The 21,601-nt window shown below is 70.9% G+C and carries 18 protein-coding genes and 2 tRNA genes; 6 read left to right on the forward strand and 14 right to left on the reverse strand.

Annotation, left to right across the window (positions count from 1 at the left end):
- Positions 1-81: 81 nt before the first annotated feature.
- The 3 genes from ACYU96_RS07380 to ACYU96_RS07390 form a co-directional block, all read right to left on the reverse strand.
- Positions 82-3,870: a hypothetical protein gene (locus ACYU96_RS07380; protein ID WP_460751009.1), complete on the reverse strand. Its 3,789-nt coding sequence runs from the start codon at positions 3,868-3,870 to the stop codon at positions 82-84.
- A 174-nt stretch (positions 3,871-4,044) separates the two neighbouring features.
- On the reverse strand, positions 4,045-4,500 hold the full coding sequence (locus tag ACYU96_RS07385; RefSeq protein WP_460751936.1) for a MarR family winged helix-turn-helix transcriptional regulator: 456 nt from the start codon (positions 4,498-4,500) through the stop codon (positions 4,045-4,047).
- A gap of 179 nt (positions 4,501-4,679) precedes the next feature.
- On the reverse strand, positions 4,680-5,903 hold the full coding sequence (locus tag ACYU96_RS07390; protein ID WP_460751012.1) for an MFS transporter: 1,224 nt from the start codon (positions 5,901-5,903) through the stop codon (positions 4,680-4,682).
- Between the two features lie 187 nt (positions 5,904-6,090).
- On the opposite strand from ACYU96_RS07390, the gene ACYU96_RS07395 reads away from it, so the two are divergent.
- A complete protein-coding gene (locus tag ACYU96_RS07395; RefSeq protein WP_460751014.1) occupies positions 6,091-6,636 on the forward strand; it encodes a YbhB/YbcL family Raf kinase inhibitor-like protein in 546 nt (181 codons plus the stop codon).
- An 84-nt stretch (positions 6,637-6,720) separates the two neighbouring features.
- On the opposite strand, the gene ACYU96_RS07400 is transcribed toward ACYU96_RS07395, so the two are convergent.
- Positions 6,721-8,106: a glutamate decarboxylase gene (locus ACYU96_RS07400; RefSeq protein ID WP_460751017.1), complete on the reverse strand. Its 1,386-nt coding sequence runs from the start codon at positions 8,104-8,106 to the stop codon at positions 6,721-6,723.
- A 145-nt stretch (positions 8,107-8,251) separates the two neighbouring features.
- Here ACYU96_RS07400 and ACYU96_RS07405 point away from each other — a divergent pair, with 145 nt between their 5' ends.
- On the forward strand, positions 8,252-8,746 hold the full coding sequence (locus tag ACYU96_RS07405) for a hypothetical protein (RefSeq protein ID WP_460751021.1): 495 nt from the start codon (positions 8,252-8,254) through the stop codon (positions 8,744-8,746).
- 58 nt (positions 8,747-8,804) lie between these two features.
- Here the strand turns inward: ACYU96_RS07405 and ACYU96_RS07410 are convergent, their stop codons facing one another.
- From ACYU96_RS07410 to ACYU96_RS07420, 3 genes are all read right to left on the reverse strand, one after another.
- Positions 8,805-9,341: a putative immunity protein gene (locus ACYU96_RS07410; protein WP_460751023.1), complete on the reverse strand. Its 537-nt coding sequence runs from the start codon at positions 9,339-9,341 to the stop codon at positions 8,805-8,807.
- Between the two features lie 296 nt (positions 9,342-9,637).
- The gene (locus ACYU96_RS07415) at positions 9,638-13,588 is read right to left on the reverse strand and encodes an NACHT and WD repeat domain-containing protein (RefSeq protein ID WP_460751026.1); all 3,951 of its coding nucleotides are present in this window, start codon (positions 13,586-13,588) and stop codon (positions 9,638-9,640) included.
- Positions 13,589-13,835: 247 nt separating this feature from the next.
- Positions 13,836-14,459: a TetR/AcrR family transcriptional regulator gene (locus ACYU96_RS07420; RefSeq protein WP_460751029.1), complete on the reverse strand. Its 624-nt coding sequence runs from the start codon at positions 14,457-14,459 to the stop codon at positions 13,836-13,838.
- A gap of 113 nt (positions 14,460-14,572) precedes the next feature.
- Here ACYU96_RS07420 and ACYU96_RS07425 point away from each other — a divergent pair, with 113 nt between their 5' ends.
- The 3 genes from ACYU96_RS07425 to ACYU96_RS07435 all read left to right on the forward strand — a co-directional run bounded on the left by ACYU96_RS07425 (position 14,573) and on the right by ACYU96_RS07435 (position 16,108).
- The gene (locus ACYU96_RS07425) at positions 14,573-15,352 is read left to right on the forward strand and encodes a glucose 1-dehydrogenase (protein ID WP_460751032.1); all 780 of its coding nucleotides are present in this window, start codon (positions 14,573-14,575) and stop codon (positions 15,350-15,352) included.
- Positions 15,352-15,765 (forward strand): nitroreductase/quinone reductase family protein, encoded by a 414-nt coding sequence (locus ACYU96_RS07430; RefSeq protein ID WP_460751035.1) that lies wholly within the window; start codon positions 15,352-15,354, stop codon positions 15,763-15,765. Before ACYU96_RS07425 ends, ACYU96_RS07430 begins: the two co-directional genes overlap by 1 nt.
- A 91-nt stretch (positions 15,766-15,856) precedes the next feature.
- Entirely contained in the window at positions 15,857-16,108 is a 252-nt protein-coding gene (locus ACYU96_RS07435; RefSeq protein ID WP_460751038.1) for a hypothetical protein, read from the forward strand.
- 94 nt (positions 16,109-16,202) lie between these two features.
- On the opposite strand, the gene ACYU96_RS07440 is transcribed toward ACYU96_RS07435, so the two are convergent.
- Positions 16,203-16,273, reverse strand: a tRNA-Gly gene (locus ACYU96_RS07440).
- Between the two features lie 220 nt (positions 16,274-16,493).
- Here ACYU96_RS07440 and ACYU96_RS07445 point away from each other — a divergent pair.
- Positions 16,494-16,567: transfer RNA gene (locus ACYU96_RS07445), tRNA-Pro, on the forward strand.
- Between the two features lie 257 nt (positions 16,568-16,824).
- On the opposite strand, the gene ACYU96_RS07450 is transcribed toward ACYU96_RS07445, so the two are convergent.
- From ACYU96_RS07450 to ACYU96_RS07475, 6 genes are all read right to left on the reverse strand, one after another.
- Positions 16,825-17,646 carry an ABC transporter permease subunit gene (locus ACYU96_RS07450; RefSeq protein ID WP_460751041.1) on the reverse strand — a complete coding sequence of 274 codons (822 nt, stop codon included), beginning with the start codon at positions 17,644-17,646 and terminating at the stop codon, positions 16,825-16,827.
- A gap of 3 nt (positions 17,647-17,649) precedes the next feature.
- On the reverse strand, positions 17,650-18,426 hold the full coding sequence (locus tag ACYU96_RS07455) for an ABC transporter permease subunit (protein ID WP_460751044.1): 777 nt from the start codon (positions 18,424-18,426) through the stop codon (positions 17,650-17,652).
- The gene (locus tag ACYU96_RS07460; protein WP_460751047.1) at positions 18,416-19,333 is read right to left on the reverse strand and encodes an ABC transporter ATP-binding protein; all 918 of its coding nucleotides are present in this window, start codon (positions 19,331-19,333) and stop codon (positions 18,416-18,418) included. Before ACYU96_RS07460 ends, ACYU96_RS07455 begins: the two co-directional genes overlap by 11 nt.
- A 3-nt stretch (positions 19,334-19,336) precedes the next feature.
- The gene (locus tag ACYU96_RS07465; protein ID WP_460751050.1) at positions 19,337-19,813 is read right to left on the reverse strand and encodes a GbsR/MarR family transcriptional regulator; all 477 of its coding nucleotides are present in this window, start codon (positions 19,811-19,813) and stop codon (positions 19,337-19,339) included.
- A gap of 374 nt (positions 19,814-20,187) precedes the next feature.
- Positions 20,188-20,808: a class F sortase gene (locus ACYU96_RS07470; protein WP_460751052.1), complete on the reverse strand. Its 621-nt coding sequence runs from the start codon at positions 20,806-20,808 to the stop codon at positions 20,188-20,190.
- Between the two features lie 50 nt (positions 20,809-20,858).
- On the reverse strand, positions 20,859-21,560 hold the full coding sequence (locus tag ACYU96_RS07475; RefSeq protein WP_460751054.1) for a CHRD domain-containing protein: 702 nt from the start codon (positions 21,558-21,560) through the stop codon (positions 20,859-20,861).
- Between the last annotated feature and the right edge of the window lie 41 nt (positions 21,561-21,601).

Consider the following 21,601-nt stretch of genomic DNA (forward strand, 5'->3'; position numbering starts at 1 on the left):
TTCGGGTGGTTCCGTGGTCAGGGTGGTTCCGTGGGCGGGACCGTGCCGCGGGCAGGGTCGGCCGGCGGCCCGGGCCGCCGGTCAGGGCATCGCCGGGACCGGGATGCCGAGGAACGACGTCCGCTCGCCCTCCAGGATCTCGACGGCCCAGTTCAGCCACTTGACGCCCTCGCAGTAGATCGCCACGGGGCGCCGCTGGACGTGATGGCTGTCGGTGAGCGTGCCGTCGAGCTCGGCCTGGAAGTGGAACGGCGGCATCGCGGTGAAGTGGGTGCCCATCATGAAGACGAACCGCACCAGCCAGTACGGGTCGTCGGTGAGGTAGGGGGCCTCCGGGTCGTCCAGGCCGAGGGCCGCGGTCATGACCTGCGCGAAGTGGTCCTCCATGCCGCGCGGCCGCGCGGGGTCCACGTCGAGACCCCGCGCGACGACGTCACGGACCCGGTAGGCACGCTGGAACGGGTTCCCCTCGTCGAACTCGATCCGCACCAGCGGTCCCGTCTCCGGGGTCTGCACGTCGAGCTGGAAGTGCTCGAAGTGGATCTCGTCGTAGTGGCCGATCGAGTTGTGCCACGGCTTGTTGTCGTACATCGGGTCGTCGATGGTGTCCCGCCCGGTGCTGCGGTACCCGATCGCGCGCGGGTCCAGGAACCTGATCCCGAGGGTCGCGGGGGTGATCGCGGCGAGCGCCGCGTCCACCTCCCGCCGGGAGGCGCCCTGCTCGATCAGGCTCTGGGCCGTCCGGAGCGGTCCGGTGTGGGTGAGCTTGATGTTCTCGGTGTTGGTGTCACCCATGACCAGCGAGTGGAACCGGGGTTCGAGGACCTTCTGGTGCTCGGGGTGCTCCCGGAACCAGCGCACGAGTGCCGTGGCGTTGCGCTGCGTGATCCCGTTGACGGTGATGGTCTCCGGGTCGAGCAGCCGCGGGCCGAAGGTCCGCGGCGCCGTCCGGCGGCACACGTCCAGGCGGTCCTCGATCTTCCGGAGGTAGGACTCCTCGAGGGTTCCGCCGGGGGCGGGCACGCGGTTGACCGCGTGGATGTCGCGCTCGAGCACCTGGTAGACGGCCTGGTAGATCTTGGCGACGACGCGCGGCGGCGGCGAGCAGCGCTCGATGTACCGGCTCACCTCGTCCCCCGCGACGAAGCTCATCTCATAGATGACCTCCTGGTGGGTGGCCCGCTCCTCGTGCGGCCGCCCCGGGGCGGGCAGCTCGCGCTCCAGCACGTCGTACACCTCGGGGAAGTGCTGGTCCACCGGCTTCGGGAGGTGGCGGAGGAACTCGGCCTGCTGGCGGGCCTTGGCGAACGGGGGCAGCATGACGCCGGTGCCGTCGGCCTGCCAGGCGGCGGTGACGAGGGCCTCGCTGAGGATCTTGCGCACGACCGTGCGCGTGGTGCCGTCCTTGACCAGGAATACGGTCATGGACTCGCTGCCGCCCTTCCCGAACCCGACGACGCGCTCGTCGGACTCGATGTAGCCGTTGACGGTGGTACTGAGGATCCGACGGCCCTGCGCGTGCTCGAGGATCATCCGCTTCTCGACGGTGAGGTCGAGCGCGGAGGCGTCCTCGAGCCGGTCGAGCGGGGCGTTGACGCCGCGCTGCGACAGGTCGAGGTCAGACGCCAGGACGATGGTCCCCTGAGGTGCCTCGCGCAGGCCCGGGGCGGCGGACGGGTCGAACGTGACGGTCCAGGTGTCCCCGGCGAGGTGCGCTGCCCGGGTCTCTCGTGCCAGCGCGCCGTCGAGGAACACGGACCGCGTCGCCGCGTCGAGGTCCCGCCGGGCGTAGAGGGGCACTCCGTCCGGGCCGATCAGCGGGACCACCGCGTCGCGCAGCGCGGCCGCGAGGCGGCCGAGCGCGCGGCCGAGGACGTCCCGGTCGTGTGCGCCGCCCAGCCGCAGGTCGAAGAGCTCGACGACGTCGGCCGGCGAGGCGGCCCCGGACACGGCGAGCGCGGAGAGCCAGCCGAGCGGGTCGTCGCCCCGCAGGTAGCGGTCACGCTGCGCCAGCACTGCAGGGCGGTGCAGGCGCATGAGGTGGTAGAGCGCGTAGTGGTAGGTGATCCGGTCCACCGTGCCCGTCGCCGGGGCCGCGTGCCCGGCGACGGGCACGCCGAGGCTCTCGCGGACCATGCGGGCGAGGGGCTGGTCGGCGACGAGCCGCCGTACCTGCCGGCGCAGGGCGATGTCGTCGGCCCCGGACAGGCCGGTGAAGCGCAGCACCAGCGTCTCGGGGCTGCCGGTGGCGTCGACGCAGCGGTCCGACAGGGTGCCGCGCGCGTCCGCGGTCCGCAGCTCGAGGTAGTTCCGGCCGAGGTGCGCGGCGTCGCCGGTGGTGCGCTTCTTCCGGCGGGACCGCAGGACGAGCTCGCCGGCGTCGACGTCGATGACGTCGCGGTGCGCCAGCGTGTGCTGGAACGCCTCGAGCAGCCGGTAGTACGCCGGGGACCCGTCCTGCTCGGCCCGCAGCATCTCGCGGGTGACGATGCGGCCGATGGCGCGCGTGGTGTACGCCTCGTTGAACGGGTCGCCGGCGAAGGACCGGAACAGCGTGCGGAGCATGTCCTGGTGGCGCGGTTCGAGGTGCTCGCCCTCGGGACGGATCTGCTCCAGCTCGCGCTTGAGGCCGCTGACCCCGTTGATCGCGCGGAAGATCCGCTGGGCCTCCGCGGAGGTGCCGGTGTACGCGGTCACCGGGGTGCGGACGTTGCAGTCCTGGAGGAGCTGGACGGACTTCCCGCCGGGGCCGAGCTCGATCGCCAGGTCGGCGTGCATGCCGTCCAGGGTCTCCACGGTGGCGTGGGAGTCCATGACCTTGTCGGTCATGGCGAGGACGGCGTCATGGACGTCCTCGGCGGAGGTGAGCACGCCGCGCTGGTGGTTCGCGATCACGGGGACGCGCGGGACGGTGGCACGGACCCCGTGAGCCTCCATGAACCACTCCAGGCCGGTGCGCACGGCCGCCATGCGTGCGGAGTGCGCCAGGAACGTCGTCGGCTCCTTGAGCTCCGAGACCTCGACCCGGCCGAGATCGCCGAGCAGGCGGTCGAAGGTGTGCCGGACGCTGCCGCGGACGTAGACGTTGGTCTGGGTGGGGGAGTAGCGCTTGTGCACCTCCACGTCCTGCCGGTCGAACGCGCCGCCGATGGCCTCGAAGGCGGCGGTGAGCGCGTCCGGGGTGCCCCGCACGCCGAGCACGTGGAACGGTTCGCCCACCACGGGCGTCCCCACCGCCGACTCGGGGAGGTAGTCGCACAGCTCACGGGCGAGCGGCTCGCCGTCGTGCATCCCCTCGGCCGCGACGAGCGACAGCGGGGTGAACACGCGGGCGACACGGACCCCGTCGGCGACGGAGAGGCTGCCGCTCGCGACCGCGGCGCTGAGGATGCCGAAGCTCTCGCCGGTATAGGCGCGGAAGGTGAGCGCCGCGCCGTGCTGCTTCGCCGTGGCGCGCAGGTACGCCTCGAGGGCCAGGCTGTGCGTGACGACGAGGGCTCCGATGTGGCCCTGGCGCTCGAGCCGGCCGGCGGGCAGGTCCCCGGGGGCGCCGAGGAGGCGCTCGGGCGCGATGCCCAGGGCACCGGCGGCCTCGTGGTAGATCGCGGTGACCTCGTCGATCCCGGAGGTGAGCAGGGACGGGACGAGGTCGCGGTACGCGGCGCGGCTGCCGAGGCCGGGGAACAGCCCGACCAGCCGGGCCTCGCGGCCCTGCGCGAGGTACTCGGTGATCGAGCGGGGGGAGGCCCCTGCCAGGTCCTTGCGGTACAGCGACTCGACGACGCTGCTGTGGTCGGTGTCGGCCGAGCCGAGGTAGGCCGCGATCGCGCGCCCGAGCGCGAGCGAGATCGTCGACGTTGCGTGAGCCATGGTGCACACTCCTTACCGAGGAATGGTGCTGTCTTCTGGGACGCCCGCCGTCGGGAGGCGGGAAAGTGCATGGCGCAGTGACCCCCGCGCGCAGCCGGCGCGCTGCGGGGGCGGATGGTGTGACGGGGGGTAGGGCGGCCGCCGGGAACGCGGCCGCCGATCAGCGGGGGAGCCTCAGGAGCAGGAGGCCGGCTGGGACTCGGCCGCGCGGATGCCTGCCACGATGGGGGCCAGGTCGGAGTTGCGCGAGGCTTCGTCGAGGGCGTCGCTCAGGATCGAGTCATGATCCGGCCGGGCCCGGTCGAGCAGGGCGAGACCGTCGGAGGTCACGTTCGTGTAGATGCCCCGGCGGTCGTCGTCGCACAGGGCACGTGCCAGCAGCCCACGGCCCTCGAGCCGCGTCACCAGGCGGGTCGTCGCTGCCTGGCTGAGCACCATCGCCATGGCGAGCTGGCCCATGCGCAGGTGGTGCTTCTCCTGGCGCGAGAGCAGTTCGAGGACGCCGTACTCGTTGACACTCAGCTTGTAGCGCTCCTGGAGCATGCGCTCCAGGCGGACCTCGATCCTGGAGTGGAGCACCGCCAGGAGACGCCATCCGTGCACGAGGGCTTCGACGTCGTCATCTGGCATCACCACGGATCGACCTCCAGAGCGACCGGCTGGGCCCTGACCGTAACACGGCCCCGACCTCCGGAGACCTCCCTGGTGGGCGGGCGGTGCGGCCCCGCTCTCCGGCCACCGCGACCGGCAGCGGGAGCGGCCGGTACGACGACGGCGCCCGGAGATGGCGGCGGCCGGTGCGACGCCGGTCAGGACGACGTCGTGACGGTCGAGGGCGTCTGCTCCGCCACGGCGGGCTCCGCCTCCACGGCCCCGGGAGGTCCCGCGGCCGTCCGGCGCATCGCCGCCGTACCGACGAGGAGCACCACCAGGCCGCCCGCCGCGAGCGACGCGCCGACCCACAGGGGTGAGACGAACCCGTACCCGGCGGCGATCGTCACGCCGCCGAGCCAGGCCCCGAAGGCGTTGCCGACGTTGAGCGCGGCGACGTTCGCGCTGGAGGCCATGGTGGGCGCCTCGGGCGCGAAGGTCATGATCCGCAGCTGCAGGCCGGGCGCGGTGCCCAGGCCGACGGCGCCCATGAGGACCAGGCCGATGACGGTGGCGACCTGGTTCTGCGCGGTGAGGGCGAAGGTCGCGAGCACGGCGGTCAGCAGCGCCAGCAGCGTGATCAGCGAGGGCGTCAGGGCGCGGTCGGCGAGCCGTCCGCCGACGAGGTTGCCCACGAAGGCGCCGACACCGAACACGACGAGCAGCCACGGGACCGCCGAGGGCGGGAACCCGCCCACCTCCGTCAGGGTGAACGCGATGTAGGTGAACGCGCCGACCACCGCGCCGAAGGCGAGGACGCCCACCAGGATCGAGATCCAGACCTGGAACTTCCGGAAGGCCACCAGCTCCTGCCGCAGGTTGCTCCCCTTGGCGGCTTCGATGGCCGGGACGAGCACGAGGATCCCGACGAGCGTGATGACACCGATCGCGGTGATGGCCCAGAACGTCGAGCGCCATCCGAGCTGCTGGCCGAGGAACGTGCCGAGCGGCACGCCGGCGACCGTGGCGACCGTGAGGCCGCCGAACATCAGCGCGATGGCGCTCGCCTGCTGGTTCTCCTTGACCATCTGCGTGGCGACGACCGCACCGACACCGAAGAACGCGCCGTGGCACAGCGCGGCGACGATCCGGCCCGCGAGCATCGTCAGGTAGTCGGGGGAGACCGCGGAGATGAGGTTGCCCAGGATGAACAGCACCATGAGGGAGACCAGTACGGTCTTGCGGTCGAACCGTACGACGGCGGCGGTGAGCGCGATCGCTCCGACGGCGACCGTGAGCGCGTAGCCCGAGACCAGAAGGCCGGCGACCGACTCGGTGACGCCGAACTCCTCGGCGATCTCCGGCAGAAGGCCGACGATCCCGAACTCGGTCAGCCCGATGCCGAACCCTCCCAGTGCCAGGGCGATCAACCCGATAGGCATGGCAGATCCTCTCGTAGTTCCTGGTGATGCACGTATCTCGATAGTTGCACGCGCGGGCTATCACCACAAGCGGTTTATGTGTCATCGAAGTTAAGTGTTACGGTCTGCGTCACCTGGCCGGATCGTGCCGGGCGGGCCGGTCAGCACGGCCGGCCCGATGGAGAGGCCGATGGAAAGGATCGACGCCATGAGCGGCAACAACCCGTTCGCCCGTCTCCCCGAGGCTGCGGCGTTCACCCTCACCAGCAAGACCGTCACCGGGGGCGGCCGGTGGCCGGCCGCGCAGATGTCGGGCGCGTTCGGGGTGCCCGGGGGCGAGGACGTCTCACCCCACCTGGCCTGGACCGGCGCTCCGGAAGGTACCAAGAGCTACGTGGTCACCGTCTACGACCCCGACGCCCCGACGGGGTCGGGCTTCTGGCACTGGGCGGTGGCCGACATCCCGGCCGACGTCACGGAGCTGGCCGAGGGCGCGGGGGACGAGGCGGGCACGGCCCTGCCGGCGGGCGCCCTGCAGCTCCCGAACGACGCCGGCGCGGCACGCTACATCGGCGCCGCGCCACCCGCCGGGCACGGTGAGCACCGCTACTTCGTGGTGGTCCACGCGGTCGACGTCGAGTCCGTCGGCGTCCCGGCAGGGTCGACCCCCGCGTTCCTCGGCTTCAACCTGTTCGGCCACACCCTCGGCCGGGCACACCTCGAGGTCACCGCCGAGATCCCCGCGGAGGGCTGAGCGCGGCACGTCGCGCGAGCGGCGGCACGGGCGGGCCGAGGGCGGTTCCCGCGGGCAGGTCGCCGGCCGGTGCGGCCCGGCTCGTCAGTGGTGGAACGCCCGGGCCCGTCCCGTGCCCGGCTGCGCCGGCGGTGCGGCGTCCAGGTGGGCGACGGCGGCGCGGACGTCGTCCAGCAGCCGGTCGGCGAGGTCCGTCCCCAGCCCGTTCCGCACCACGATGCGCTGCACAGTGATGTCCTCCAGGTCGGCGGGCATCGGATAGGCGGGCACCTGCCAGCCGTGCGTGCGCAGCCGGTCGGACAGGTCGTGGAGGGTCCAGGCGCGCTCGCGACCGTCGTCGTCCCGCAGCCGCCAGGCGAAGACGGGGATGTCGGAGGCGTCGTTCCACAGCTCGAACGGTCCCATCGCGCCGATCTCGTGGGCGAGGTGGCGGGCGACGTCGAGCGTCGCGCCCTGGATGGCCGCGAAGCCGCTCGTCCCGTGCCGCAGGAACATGTAGTACTGCAGCAGCACCTGCGCGCCGGGGCGGGAGAAGTTCAGGGCGAACGTCGGCATGTCGCCGCCCAGGTAGCTGACGCGGAACACGAGCGACTCCGGCAGCAGCCCGGCGTCGCGCCACACCACCCACCCCACGCCCGGGTACACGAGCCCGTACTTGTGCCCCGACGTGTTGATCGACGCCACGCGCCCGACCCGGAAGTCCCAGGCCAGGTCCGGCTGGGCGAACGGCGCGATCATCGCCCCGGAGGCGCCGTCGACGTGGACCGGCACGTCGATCCCCGTCTCCGACTCGTGGGCGTCGAGCGCCGCCGCGATCCGCTCGACCGGTTCGTACATGCCCGTGTAGGTCACGCCCATGATCGCGACGACACCGATGGTGTTCTCGTCCACGTGGGCGCGCACCCCGTCGCCGTCGAGCGTCGGGTGCTCCGCGCTGATCGGCACGTACCGGGGCTCCACCTCGAAGAAGTTGCAGAACTTCTCCCAGCAGACCTGGACGGCCGAGCTCAGCACGAGGTTCGGCCGGTCGGCCGGCAGCCCGGCGGCCCGGCGGCGCTCCGCCCACCGCCGCTTCAGCGCCATCCCGGCGAGCATGGATGCCTCCGACGAGCCCGTCGTCGAGCACCCGACCGCGTGCTCCGGGTCCGGGGCGTGCCAGAGGTCCGCGAGCATCTTCCAGCAGTAGGTCTCGATCGCGGCCGTGGCCGGGTACTCGTCCTTGTCGATCATGTTCTTGTCGTAGGCGGTGGCGTAGAGCAGGTCGGCGCGCTCGTCCATCCAGGTGGAGACGAACGTGGCGAGGTTGAGCCGGGCGTTGCCGTCCAGCATCGCCTCGTCGTGCACCAGCTGGTAGGCGGTCTCGGGCAGCATCGGGCCGCCGGGGAAGCGGTCCCGCGGGGCCGACGTCGTCTCGCCCGGCCGGGCGAAGATCGGGTTCAGCTCGATGTCACGGGGACGACGGCGGTCCATGGCGGGCTCCGGTCTCTCGGCGGTGATCCGGGATCCACACTGCCCGTCCGTGCGCAGGTCCGCACCCCCGCGCCGGCGGGGACCGGCGGCACCGGGTGCCGGAGGGGTCTGGACCGGCGTCGTCGCAGGCTGGCAGAGTGAGGCCATGCCTCGGTTGCCGTACCTGCTCAGCGCGCCCGAACGGCCCGTCGCGTTCGCGGTCGTCTTCTGGGCGGCGATCGTCGTATCGGTCGCGCTGCTGGTCACGGGCTCGTCCTGGCTGTCGGTGCCGTCGGTGGCGCTCTCGGCGGCGAGCCTGGTGGCGGCGGCCGTGCTGTGGGCGGAGCTGCCCTGGGACGGGTCGGTGCGGGGGCGGGTGCTCGCGCCGGTGTTCGTCGTCGTGGTGACGATGCTCGGGCTCACCGGGCTCGAGGCGGTGCACCTCGTGCTGATCGTCGTCGGCTTCGCCGCCCTCGCGCGGGCCTGGGGCATGGCCCTGGCCGCGGGGACAGCCGTCGGGTTCGTGCTGGCCACCGGCGCGCTCCAGCTCACGACCACCCCGGCCGACCCGGGATACGCCATGGTGGAGACGGTGGCGGTCGCGGCGGGTTGTGCCGTCGCGCTCGCCGCCGCGGGTGCGGGCCGGGCGCGGGCGCTCTGAACCGGCGTCTGCCCGCAGTCCGCGCGGCGGTCAGCGCCGGCCCGGTCGGGCGACCGGGTCAGAGCGGAGACAGCTCAGCCTGGATCTCACGGATCGTCGTCGCGAGCACGCCGGAGGCGAGCAGCCCCGACCCCAGCGGCCCGGCCGAGCTCTCTCCCAGCCCGGGGAGGCGACGGAGCGCGGTACGGACCTCCGCCGTCATGTGGCCGAGCTGCCAGCGGACCTCGTGGTCGCGGGCATCCGTCCGGTCCGGCGCGGCCAGCGCGGCGGCCTTCGCGGCGTAGGCCGCCGCGCCCAGGGCGTGCGCGCCCATGTGGGCGACCCCCGATGCCTGGCCGGCCGACCGGGCGGCCGCCACCGCGGCGGGAGTCGTCGCCGACCGGGCTCCCCGGCCCGCGACGAAGCGGCGACGAATCTCGCCGGCAGCGCTGAGCTCACCGCGGCCGAACGCCCGCGCCCGTGCTATGCCGTCTCGCGGGCGGTCGTCTGCCGGTGCCTCGGCCTCGAACAGGGCGAGAACGCGCTCCGCGCAGTCCGCGGCCCACAGGGACACGAGCCGGCGGTCGGCCTCGCCGAGCGCTTGCGGGGACGGCATGGCGCCACTCTCGCACACGCGGGCAGGGAGCCGGTCGCGCCCGGCGGCGTCGTGGTGTCGAGCGACGGGACGAGCCGTCGGGCCCGTCGTCGCGGTGGTCGGTCCGTTACGAGCAGCTGCCCCACTGGCAGCTGTGACGAGATGTCGAGTGGCCGAAGCGTTCCGCCTCGAGGCACCACTTGCACTTGGGCGTGTCCGCAGCCACGCAGGCACAGGCCATCCGCTTTCTCCTTCAGACGAGGGTCATGGGGAGCCGCCGGCGATCCGCTCGGTGCTTCCCGGGGACGATCTGGACGCTATCCCAGGTCAGAGCGTTGATCGGCGGGTTTCGTGGAGTCCGAACGATCCCGAACGGCCGGGTCCTGGCAGATGCGGGTGTCGTCGGGGACGGCGGGTGCGAGGGCTTGCGCTTCGGTGAGGGTGATCGGCGTCCCGATGCTCGAGCAGATGGTGTTGATGGCGCGTTCCGGGCTGAGGTCCCACCACCAGAGCCGGCCGCTGTAGGTGGAGGCGACCATGCGGGAGTCGTTGTCGAGGAAGGCGGCGTCGGCGATCTGGGTGCGCAGCGGTCCGACGAGGCGGAGCTCGGGTTCGGAGATCTCCTGCCCGTCGTCGCTGGCGGTGCGGGTCTCGACGCTGCTGGCCGTGGCGATCACGATGCGGGCTCCGGCGGAGTCGAAGGCGATGTCGCGTGGCGTGTCGGTGAGCTGGGAGATCCGGGAGAGCACGTGGGGTGCGGCGGGGTCGGTGAGGTCGAGGATGCCGGCCTCGCGGCTCTCGGTCGCGAAGGCCACCTGCCCTGGATGGTCGGGGCGGGCGGCGAGCGCCACGGTGCGCTGGTCGCCCATCTGGACGGACCCGGTCTCGCGGTCCGCGGACAGGTCCCACAGCACCAGCCGCCAGGTGACGACGTCGTCGTCGACGACGTTGTCCTCGTCGGTGACCAGGAGAGTGTCGTCGTCCGTGAAGGCGACGTAGCCGGTGTTCACCGGGATCGTCGCGCTCCTGGTGAGGCGAGCACCCGCGCCGTCGTCGGCAGGGTCCGCCTCGATGTCGTACACGATCAGCGAGGGGCCCTGGGCGTCGATCAGCGCGATGCGTGTTCCGTCGGGGGAGTAGGTCGCGCCGACGATGTTGGAGTCGTCGGGAGCGACCTCGGTGCTGGTGGGTTCGCTGAGCGCGGTGTCGTCGACCCGCCAGATCTGCAGGTGGCCGTCTCCCGCACTGGCGACGTACTCGCCGTCGGGCGAGACGTCCACCGCGTAGGGTGTCTGAACGGGTGTGTCGGGGACGTCGAGCGAGGTTCGTGACCCGTCGGACTCGACGCGGTCCACGCGGAGCAGCCCGTCGTCGGCGCCGACGGTCGCGACGATCGTGCTGTCGACGGCGTCCGTCTCGACGGCGAAGACACGGCCGCGTGCATCGGGTTCGGGGAAGGACTCTTGCGGCCAGAGCATGGTGACCCCACCGGTCTCATAGGTCGCCACGACCGTGTCCGTGACCGCCACGGCAGTCGGGATGGAGGCCAGCACGCGGGTGTGTGTGGGTGCGCCGCCGTCGGAGGTGAAGAACCGCAGGGTCTGGTCCGAGCTGACCGCGGCGATCCCTTCGTCCGCGAGGAACGCGACCTGGTTGACCCAGGACTCGAACCCGGTAGCGGTCCCGGTCACCGTCAGGCGCCCGTTCCTGCCGACGGATCCCACGGTGACGGTGGCCTGGGTGGTCGGAACGGCGAATCGCTCGCCGTCGGCCGAGAGTCTGACCGACAAGGCCGGTGGCACCTCCAACGGGCGCGACCATCGTGCCCGTCCGAGGGGATCGGTGAGCGTGGCCAGCACGCCGTCGCCGCCGGCGGCGACCACGGTCCTGCCGGCGGCGTCCAGCCCCAGGACGGGGGCGGGCGGCTGCTCGTCGTCACGCTGCGGTCCCGGGATCGGGCCGAGGTCGGAGGCCTGCCCGCCGTCGATCCCCAGGCGCTGGATCGTGCCGTCCGCGCCACCGAACAAGGCCCCGCTGCCGTCAGGAAGGATCGTCGCGGAGTCGGACTTCGACAGGGTCTCGACGCAACCGAGCCGCTGCGGGTCCGCAGAGAGGTCGGAGACGTCCCAGACGCAACCCTGCCCGGAGTCTCCCGAGACGTCCTCGCCGCTGGCCGCGAGCAGGCGTCGCTCACCGGCATCGACGACGTCAAGAGCGTAGACGTGCGACGAGGGCGCCTCGATCGTCTGCAGCACCTCCCCCGAGTCCGGGGCGAGCACCTTGATCGGGGAGTTCGTGCCGCCTTCGACGATCACGTCGCCGGCCGCAGCCAGGGTGCCGGGCCCCGCCGCGCCGACGAGGCGGCGCGGATGCGCCGTGGCGGTCAGAGAGAGCAGGGTCGACCGTGTCTGGGGCGTGTCGTGCATCGAGTACCCGGCGATCGCGAGCTGGGCGGCCTGCGCCGGCAGCGTGGCTTCGATGTCACGTGCGTTGTCGGCCGTCTCGGCGACGCTCGTGGCGGTGCGCGCGTCGTTCAGGCTCGCCACGACCGCGCCCGCCGTCACCGCGGAGATCATGGCGACCACCACGAGAGCGGACGCGGTGAGGGTCGCGATGCGCAGCCGGCGAGTCTGTCTCCGCAGGCGTGTGTTCTCCCGCCGGGACGCACGGAGCTGCTCGTCTCGTGCGTCCTCGACCGCTGCGAGGAACTCCCGCTCGCTGCCGGTGAGGTCGCCGTCGTCCCGGCCGTCGCCGTCCGCCGGGTTCTGCCCTGCGGCGAGGACGCTCAGCGCCGTGCCGGTGGCGAGCATGTCCGCGGGACGTCCGGCGTCCTCCCAGAGGGAGGAGTATCCGGCGAGCCGACGGCGTGCGTCGCTCCAGTTCCGGACGGAATCAAGCTCCTTGGCCAGTCGTGGCCAGGCGGTCAGGAGGTACTCGTGGCCGATCGTGACGCCGTCACCGTCGCTCATGAGCAGGTGCGCGTCGCGCAGCGTGCGCACGACCTCGATCGAGGCGGGATCAGCGAATCGTTCGTAGGAGACGGTGCGACGTCCGACGCCGTCTGACTCCACACGGATCATCTCTCGCAGCACCGGCCACCAGACCTCTCGCGCGGCGCTGGAGAGCTGCTCGTAGGCCGACTCCCCGGCAGCCTGGATCGACGTCGTCACGCCCCCGACCCGCGCGTAGTCGGCGAGCGTGATCCGGTCCGCCAAGGCTCGCTGCTCCCAGAGGCTGCGCATCGTCTGCGACAACAGCGGAAGCGCCCCCGCCAGAGCCTTGACCGCGGCCCGGTCCGACAACGCCGGATCGGCCCCGGCATCCTTCAGGATCACGTCCACCAGGCCTGGGTCGACCGTGATCCCGCTGTCACCGGTGGGGCCCACGATGATCTGCCGCGCGTCGTCGCGAGTGATCGGCCCGACCACGTGATGCGCATGCTCCAGGGCAGCACGCAACGTCGCGTTGTCCGACGCCAGCTCGATCCCGTCCGACCGCAGGATCATCACCACGGCGAACCGCTCGCGCTGTTCCTGGATCTCGGTGACGGCCCGCAGGATCTCGGCGCGCTCGTCCTCGTCGTCCCCGGACCACAACGACTCCGCCTGATCCAGGACCAGCACCGCGGGCGCGGCCTGTTCCGCGGCGCGCACCGATGCCAGTGCCGTGACGGCCGACGGCGACGGCGTGACGATCACGGGCGCCTGGTCCTCGACGCCCAGTCCCCGCACCGCGGCGGCCACCAGAGACGACTTGCCGATCCCGGAACGACCGGTCACCAGCAGCAGCGGCCGCTCCGCACCGTCCAGCCGTCGCCGGATCCGTGCACGTAGCCCGTCGACCACCGCCGCCCGCCCGGGGAAGGACCGTGCGGTCTCCAGATCGAACGGCCGCACGCCAGGATACGGAGAATCGACGCCCGACCTGCGGGCCCAGCCGTGTCTCGCCGGACGCAGAGCATCCCACCAGTCGTCGTGACCGACACCACCACGAGCATCAGGCGTGTCGACCACGTCGAGAACGTCCAGCAGCTTGTCGAACGACTCACGGTTGCCCGCCTGAGGCACGGACGCAGCCGTCAGCCAGTTCTGGATCGTCGTCTTCCCGGCAAGAGCAGCCATCTTGCTCAGCTGACCGTAGCTCAGCCCTTTGCGCTCACGAACAGTGTTCAGTGCTTGCGCCACAGCATCGGGGCCACCGTCGGCGGCCTCCTCGAAGATCCTGCGGCGCTCGGTCCATGCTTCGTTGCTCGGTACCGCATCAGGCATCAGGGTTCCATCATCTGGAAGAGACGGGGGACTCTCAGCAGTGCACGCGGAACATCGCCACCCAACTCCGGGAACGCGGCAAACCTGCTGGTCAGCAGCTCTCCGGGTGCGGCTGCGCCATACAGTACACATCCACACAAGTCGTGCAACACCCTTCCCGGCAAGTCGTGTCACCGGCTGCCTGGTCCGCGCGCCGCGGCACCGTCGCGGCACCGTCGGTCGGCGACGTCGCGGCCGGGCTCGGTGCCTAGGGCACGCCGTAGCGCGCGGTCATGGTGTCGACCGCGTCGTCGACCGCGGCGTTCACCTCGGCGACACCGGGGGACCAGCCGCTGACGAGCAGTCGCGGCCAGAAGACATAGTTCGAGATCATGCCCATGAACTGGGTGGTGGCCATCGTCGGGTCCTCGATGCGCGCCGTTCCGGCGCCGCACTCCGCGGTGAGGTAGCGCCGGACGGACTCGAAGAAGGGCAGTTTGCCGAGGTCGAAGTGGGTCCTGGCGAGCGTGGGGAATCGGGGCATCTCGGCGATGACGATGCGGTAGAGGCCGATCATCTCCGGCCGGGACATGAGCGTCGCGTACCGGCGGCCGTACTCCCGCAGGCCGCGCTCGAGATCCCCGGGCCGAGGCGCGGGCTGCTCGTCGTCGTCCGGGTTCCAGTGCTCGGTGACGATCGCCTCGAACAGGCGCGCCTTGGTGGGGAACTGCTTGAACAGCGTGGCCTTGGACACCTGCGCGGCCTCGGCCACGCCGGCCAGCGACGTGCCGGCGTAGCCGTCGCCCATGAACAGTGTGGTGGCGGCGCCGATGATCGCCGTGCGCTTCTGCAGCGCGAGCTGCTCGTGATACGTCCCGGTGCCCGTGGCCATGAGCCCATGATGCCGCACGATGCGAGGTGAGTCACTTGACTCACCTCACGGTGCGCCGTACCTTGATTGCAAGGTGAGTCAACCGACTCGCATCTAGCGAAAGGGTTCCGTCCGTGCAGCGATTCGAGGGCAGGACAGTCGTCGTCACCGGTGCGGGGGGCGGCATGGGGAGCAGCCATGCCCGCGCCTTTCACGCAGAGGGCGCCAACGTCGTGGTCGCCGACCGCGACGTGGAGCGCGGCGAACAGCTCGTCGCGGAGCTGGGCCCGAGGGCCCTGAACGTGCGGCTGGACGTCACCAGCGAGGCGCAGTGGTCGGCAGCGGTCACGGCGGCCGAGGATCGCTTCGGGCCGGTGTCCGTCCTGGTGAACAACGCAGGGCTGCAGCACGCGGCGGCACCGATCGAGCACACCGGGCTTGGCACGTTCAGGCGTGCCATGGACGTCAACGTGACGGGCCAGTTCCTCGGTATCCGTGCTGTGACGCCGTCGATGCGTGACGGCGGCGGAGGCTCGATCGTGAACATCGCATCGGTCATGGGCAACGTGGGTACGGCGCACTACTCTGCCTACACCGCCAGCAAGTGGGCGGTACGCGGACTGACCAGGACCGCTGCGCTCGAGCTCGGCCGGGACGGGATCCGGGTCAACTCGGTCCACCCCGGCGTCGTCTCCACACCCTTGATCAACACCCCGGCCGAACCGGGTGGGCGCCCGATATCCGACTTCTACTCGCCGGACCCGTTCGCGATCCCGCGCGTCGGGCAGCCCGAGGACATCTCCCGCCTCGTCCTTTTCCTCGCGTCCGACGACGCGTCGTACGCGACCGGCTCGGAGTTCGTCGTCGACGGCGGCCTGCTGCTGGGGCCCGCCCTGCAGTACGAGGCGGCCTGATGGATCCCGCGATCCGGGCGGCGATCCAGATCACGCCCGCCGCCACCACCCGGCAACGCCTCGTCGACATCACCACCACGGGGCGGCGCACGGGGCTGCCGCGGCGGATCGAGATCTTCTTCTACCACGTGGCGGGTCGTACCTACCTGTGCAGCGGCACGGTGATCTCACCCAGCTGGTACGTGAACCTGGTGGCGAACCCCGAGTTCACCTTCCACCTCAAGCACGGCGTGCGAGCGGACCTGCGCGCCACCGCGCGGCCGGTCACCGACGTGCAGGAGCGTCATGCGGTGCTCGGCGAGATGGTGGAAGACCTCAACCAACCGTCCAACCCGGGCACCCTGGCCCAGCCGGTGCGGCTGGAGGACTGGGAGCGGCAGTGCAAGCTGGTCGAGGTGACCTTCCTCGACTGAGGGTGATCCCTCGGTCGAGCGGCGAACGCGTCTGTCATCGCGCCACTGATCGGCGACTATGGTCGGCGCATGCCGATGTCACGGTCGTCGCATGGACCCTGATGAGGACTTCGTCGTCCCCGGGAACGGGCTTCTCGACCTCTTTGACTCGAAGCACGTCCGGCGGGCCGAACATGTCATATACCACTGCTCTCATAGTCACCTCCAGCGGAGTCTATCGTGGCCGGTCGTGACCCGACTCGCTACCTCGACGTTGGTGCTGGCGGTGCGGTCCTACCGGGCGGTAGCGCCGGAGCGGATCTGTCGCGGGACGGCGCTCGTCTCGGCTGCGGCCGAGGCCTGAGGGTGTATACGGGCTTGGAGAAGAGCTTCCAAGCCCCGCGGAGCACGCGACGGGCAGGTCAGAAACAGCCTCTGACCTGCCCGTCCGCATCGCGAGCGGGCGACGGGAATCGAACCCGCGTAATCAGTTTGGAAGACTGAGGCTCTACCATTGAGCTACGCCCGCGCGGGTCCCGACGACGGTATGTGCCATGGTTGGGGCAACCCCTCCGAGCGCACCGTACCGCCGTCGAACCGCGCGCTCACGATAGCAAACGTGCAGCGTCTCGTGCCGCCTCGGGGACGGCGATCCGTCACAACGGTCGGTCCGGCGGGTCGTCGCCGCGTCGTTCTCGCGACCGTGACCAGTGGCACTACACTTGCTCTCGCCCGGCCCGCCGGGCGCGCGGGGTGTGGCGCAGCTTGGTAGCGCATCTGCTTTGGGAGCAGAGGGTCGCTGGTTCGAATCCAGTCACCCCGACTCACGGGCCGCGGAGACTCAAGGTTTCCGCGGCCTTTGGAGTCTGAGGACTTGATCTACTGTCCAGAAAGAGTGGCGTGTGCGCGCCGAGAGCTTCCCGGACTTGATCCCCGTCCATCCACCCGCTGAGCAAATAGCCCTGCACGCTGCGGCCGACCCGCCCGCGGCGGGCCTGGAAACCACTCACCCAGTCTCCACGGGACCCGGGCCTCGACACACCGGCCGCGGGGCGCGGCCCGGTGTCGCTGTTCGCGTCGCTAGCCGCGGAGCTCTCTGCGGGGGAACTGTATGAACGCCACGGCGCCCACCGCGATCGTCGCGATCGTGAGGACGAGGATGGAGGTGGGGTCGACTCCTTCCACGAGCGGGTTGTGGGCGTTGTAGTGGTACCAGGGGCTCAGCTTCGCCCAGTCGGCGAGGGAATCGCTGAGCGGGAAGAACGACGCCACGGCGAAGGAGAGACCGGCGATTCCTGCGGCGATGCCCATGGAGGGCTTCCGGCGCCCTGTCACGACGCCGGCGGCGATGGTGATCGCGGCGAACAACAGACCCAAGAAGGTCGTGTGCACTGCGGCAGCGACCATGCCGGCTTCCGAGAGGTCGAGCGATCCGGTCACGTCGGCGGTCACCAGCCCGAGGTAGACCATCGCACCCATGATGACCACATAGCCGGACACGGCGACCGCCTTGGCGGTGAGGAAGCGGGTGCGTGTCACGGGAGCGGACAAGGACATGCCGAGAGTCTTGGCTTCTTCCTCGGCAGCCGTGGCGCGGAGTCCGCTGATCACGGCCAGGGCGATGATGCCGCCAGGGGCAACCATGGACAGGAGCTCTGCGTTGGCCCAGCCGGCGGCTGTCGTCAGGTCGGAGCCGGGCAGGATCTCCATGAGGGTCGGCGGGATGTCGAACGAGGAGAACGCGTCTTGGAGTGGTTCCCAGAGCAGGCCGATCACGAGTCCCATCACGATCGCGTAGAACGCGAAGATGGCCAGCAGCTTGACCTGAGCGGCGAAGGCGTGCGCTGCGATCGCCCGTAGCGGTGCTGATGCTCGTGGGGCGGATGTGTCGGTGATGGTCATCGCTCAGCCCTTCAGGTCTCGGCGGGGGAATGCCCAGGCGGCCACGGCGAGGGCGATGGCTGCGATCCCTGCCAGGACGAACAGGTGCACGAGGTCCACGCCGTCGTTGAGGGGGTCGCTGCCGAGGTAGTAGTACCAGGGGCTCGCTTCTGCGGCAGTGTCGTACCCGGCCAGGGGGAGCATGGCCTGCATGAAGTAGGCGATGACCGCGATCGTCCCGGCGGTGGCCGAGGCGATCTGGGGTCGGCCGGTTGCCGCTGCTACGGCGAAGGCCAGCATGCCGAAGGCGAGGCCGAGGAACAACAGGTGGACACTGCCGGCGCCGGCTTGCGCGAGGGAGAGCTCGACGTCGAACAGCAGGCTACCCAGGGCGAGTCCGGCCCAGAAGATCGCCACGGCCGCGGTCAGTGCCAGAGCGAGGGTTCCGGCCTTCGCCCAGAGGATCGATGCTCGGGACACGGGGTGGGAGAAGAGCATCCCCATGGTCTTGCCTTGTTCCTCACCGGCGAGGATCGAGGCGCCGCCGGCGACGGCATAGGCGACGACGGCGATCGGTGCGATCAGGTTGAACACCTCGCCGACCACGTAGCCGCCGGGGGTATCGGCCCCGAGGAAGGCCTGCAGCGCCGGTGTGAGGTTGTCGGTGATGGCGTCGAGCATGTCGGCCATCGGGATCGACATCGCCAGCGCGAAGAAGGAAAGGGCTCCGAGGGCCAGGCCGAGCACGAGCACGCCGGTACGCCGTTCGCTCAGGTCGTGGCGCAGCACGTCAGGAGACATCGGCGCCACCCGCCGGGGCCTCGTCGCGGTAGTAGGCCAGGAAGATCTCCTCCAGGTCGGCCTCGCGGCTGTGGAGGTTGACCACCTCGTGCTCCATGGCGGCACGCAGCACGCCGTTGACGGACCCGTCGAACGAGACTGACACGCTCCGTTCGCGGGCCTGCACGTCGCGCACCCCGTCGACGCCGTCGAACAGCGTGGAAGGAACCGGCACCCCGAACTCGAAGTCGAGGCGTCGCACCGCCTTCTTCTTGAGGCCCTCGACGCTCTCCACCACGACCAGCCGGCCGTGCCGGATGATGCCGACGCGGTCGGCGACCCGCTCGACCTCCGACAGGGTGTGCGACGACAGGAAGACGGTCCGGCCCGCTCTGCGCACCTCCCGCATCATCTCCATGAACTCCTGCTGCACGAGCGGATCGAGCCCGGAGTTGGGCTCGTCGAGGATCAGCAGGTCGGGCTGGTGCATGAACGCCTGGATCAGACCGATCTTCTGACGGTTACCCGTGGAGTACTCACTGATCTTCTTGGTCAGGTCCGCCTGAAGCCGTTCGGCCAGCTCGTCGATCTTGCGCTGCTCGACACCGCCTCGCAGACGGGCGAAGTAGCGCAGCGTCTGCGCACCCGTCATCGACGGGTACAGCGCGAGGTCGCCAGGCACGTAGCCGACCCGTCGGCGGATGTCGAGGGTGCCGCTCCGCACGTCGCGGCCCAGGACGCTGGCCTGTCCGGCACTGGGACGGATCTGGTCGAGGAGCATCCGGATGGTGGTCGACTTCCCGGCGCCGTTGGGGCCGAGAAACCCGAAGATCTCTCCTGGCTCCACGGACAGGTCGAGGGAGTCGAGCGCCGTGAAGTGCCCGTACTTCTTGCTCAGCGCCCGGGTGTGGACCGCAGGTTCGGCCATGGGTCATGCCCTCTCGTCGTGGTAGCGGTGGATGAGCTCTGGCAGATGCTTTTCGAGGAAGGTGAAGAAGTCGACCGTGTCCTGGAGCCGACGCCGATCTTCCTCAGGCGCGCCGGACAGGACCTCCAGCCCCTTCTCCGCGACCCGGCGCAGCGCGCCGGACACGCGGAGCTGGTCGCTGATCACGGCGTCCCACGCCTCGGGCCCGACCCGGTAGTGGGCGCGCCGGTCGCCGGGCACCGCGATCTTCTCGACGAATCCGAGCTGGACGAGCATGCGCAGGTTGGTGCTCACGCTCCCGCTGCTCGCCTCCAGCGCCTCCTCGATCTGCTGCGCCTGCTGGCCTGGCGGATCGCAGGCGAGGAGATGTCCAAGGATGCGACCGGCTGCTCGGGGCAGCCCGGCGGACTCCAGCACCAGGCCCATGTCCTCGACGAACTGTCGCATCGCGGCTCCCGCCGCCTCCTGCTCGCTCTTCATTCATCTCACGATAGAGTGAAATAAATGAAGCGTCAAGGTCTCGGGCGTCCTGCGTCCGGCTGCCTGACCGGGCGTGCCGCAGCTCGCCGTCTGGCCGGTAACTGCCCGCTCGTGCAACGCGAACGGCTCGATCGGGTTGCGATGGGAGGCTCGCTCGCTACGACGAGAGCGGGGAGGCAGCGGGAGACGCGCAGGGCCCGTGCCGGGGACGTGGAACACAGCGACCACCGCCAACACATACCCGGCCGACAGCGACGACTTCCCGGTTCGAGTACTGATGGGACCTGCCCATGATCACGACACCCATCAGGGCCACGGTCACGACTCCGGAAGCTGATGCCCTTCGATCGCGCGCCATACGGCGTCGTGGACGGTCAGCCCTTGACGAGCTTCGCGAAGACGATCACGTTGTCGAGGTGCCGCCCGGCGTCCTTGTCGAAGGTGCCGCCGCAGGTGATGACCCGCAGCTCGGGGCCGTCGGTCGCGCCGTAGACGTCGATGCGAGGAAAGTCGTCCTTCGGGCTTCTCCTGACCTCGGTCACGTCGAAGGTCGCCGTGCTGCCGTCTGCTCGGTCGACCTCGATCCGGTCACCCTTCCGGGTGTTCCCGAGCTCGAAGAAGACCGAGGGGGCGTAGCTGGTGCCCGTGACGTGCCCCTCAAGGACGGCGGGGCCGACCTCACCGGGCGTGGGCGACCCGTCGTACCAGGCGACCTCGTGGTAGCGCTCCCCCGAGGGGACCTGAAGCTTCCCCTGCTCGTCGAGCCCGAGCCCGTGGACGGGCGACTCGATGCCGACGCCCGGGATGCGTACCGCGACGGGCGGCGAGGCGGGCAGCGGCTGCACCCCGGGCGACGCTGTTGAGCGCGGCGCGCGAGAGTCGCCCTCCGTTCCGTCGGTGGCCGGAGGCGGCGCCGCAGGCGGTCCCACCTGTTGTGTGGCCGCCCAGCCCATGGCGCCGCCGCCGGCGACGAGCAGCGCGGCGCACGCCGCCACCACCGGAGAGTGGTGGCGGCGTGCGCCGTTCTGCCCAGAAACCGTCTGCTTCACTTGGTGGTGTGGCGGCGGGCGGCGAAGAGGCCGATACCGCCGAGGCCCAGCGCCAGGGCGCCGAGGGTGAGCGCGACCGGGTACTCGATGCCCGACGTGTCGACCCCACCGGTCTCGACGCCGCCCTCCGGCATATCCATCTGAGCAGCGTTGAGCTCGCCGCAGGCGGCCGGGTCGGTCGCCTCGGACGGCAGGCTCGGGTCGAGGTCGGACTCCGTGTCGCCGTCGTAGGCGCCGGAGCCGTCGTGGTCGACACCGTGGACGACGACGACACCGTCACCCGCCGCGATCTGCTGCGCCACCTCGTCGGAGACCTCGATGGTCCGCGAGTAGGAGTAGCTGGCCCCGACGGGGAAGTTGTCGACGTCCAACCCGGCGTCCGGGCCGGTCTCGCCCGGCTCCATGGTCAGCGACACTGCGATGCCGCCGTACTGGTCGGCCGCGTCAGTGGTCTGCAGGGCGCCCTCGAAGCCGCTGCCCTCCTGGTCGTTGGACGGGCAGGTGTTCTGCCCACCGATGTGGATGTGCTGAGCATGCGGCGCGTCCCCGAGCAGACCCTGAGTCTCGACCTTGACCTCGACCGTGGTGCCGTCGACCATGGCCCAGGCCGTTCCCGAGGCACCCGAGTCGTTGAGCTGGGTGAGCTCGGCGGTGAGCTCGCCGACGTGGTCATCGGCGCTGGCAGGCGCCGCCGCCAAGGGCAATCCGACGAGGGCCGCACTGGCGGCGAAAACGCTGA

The sequence above is a fragment of the Myceligenerans cantabricum genome (assembly GCF_054777735.1).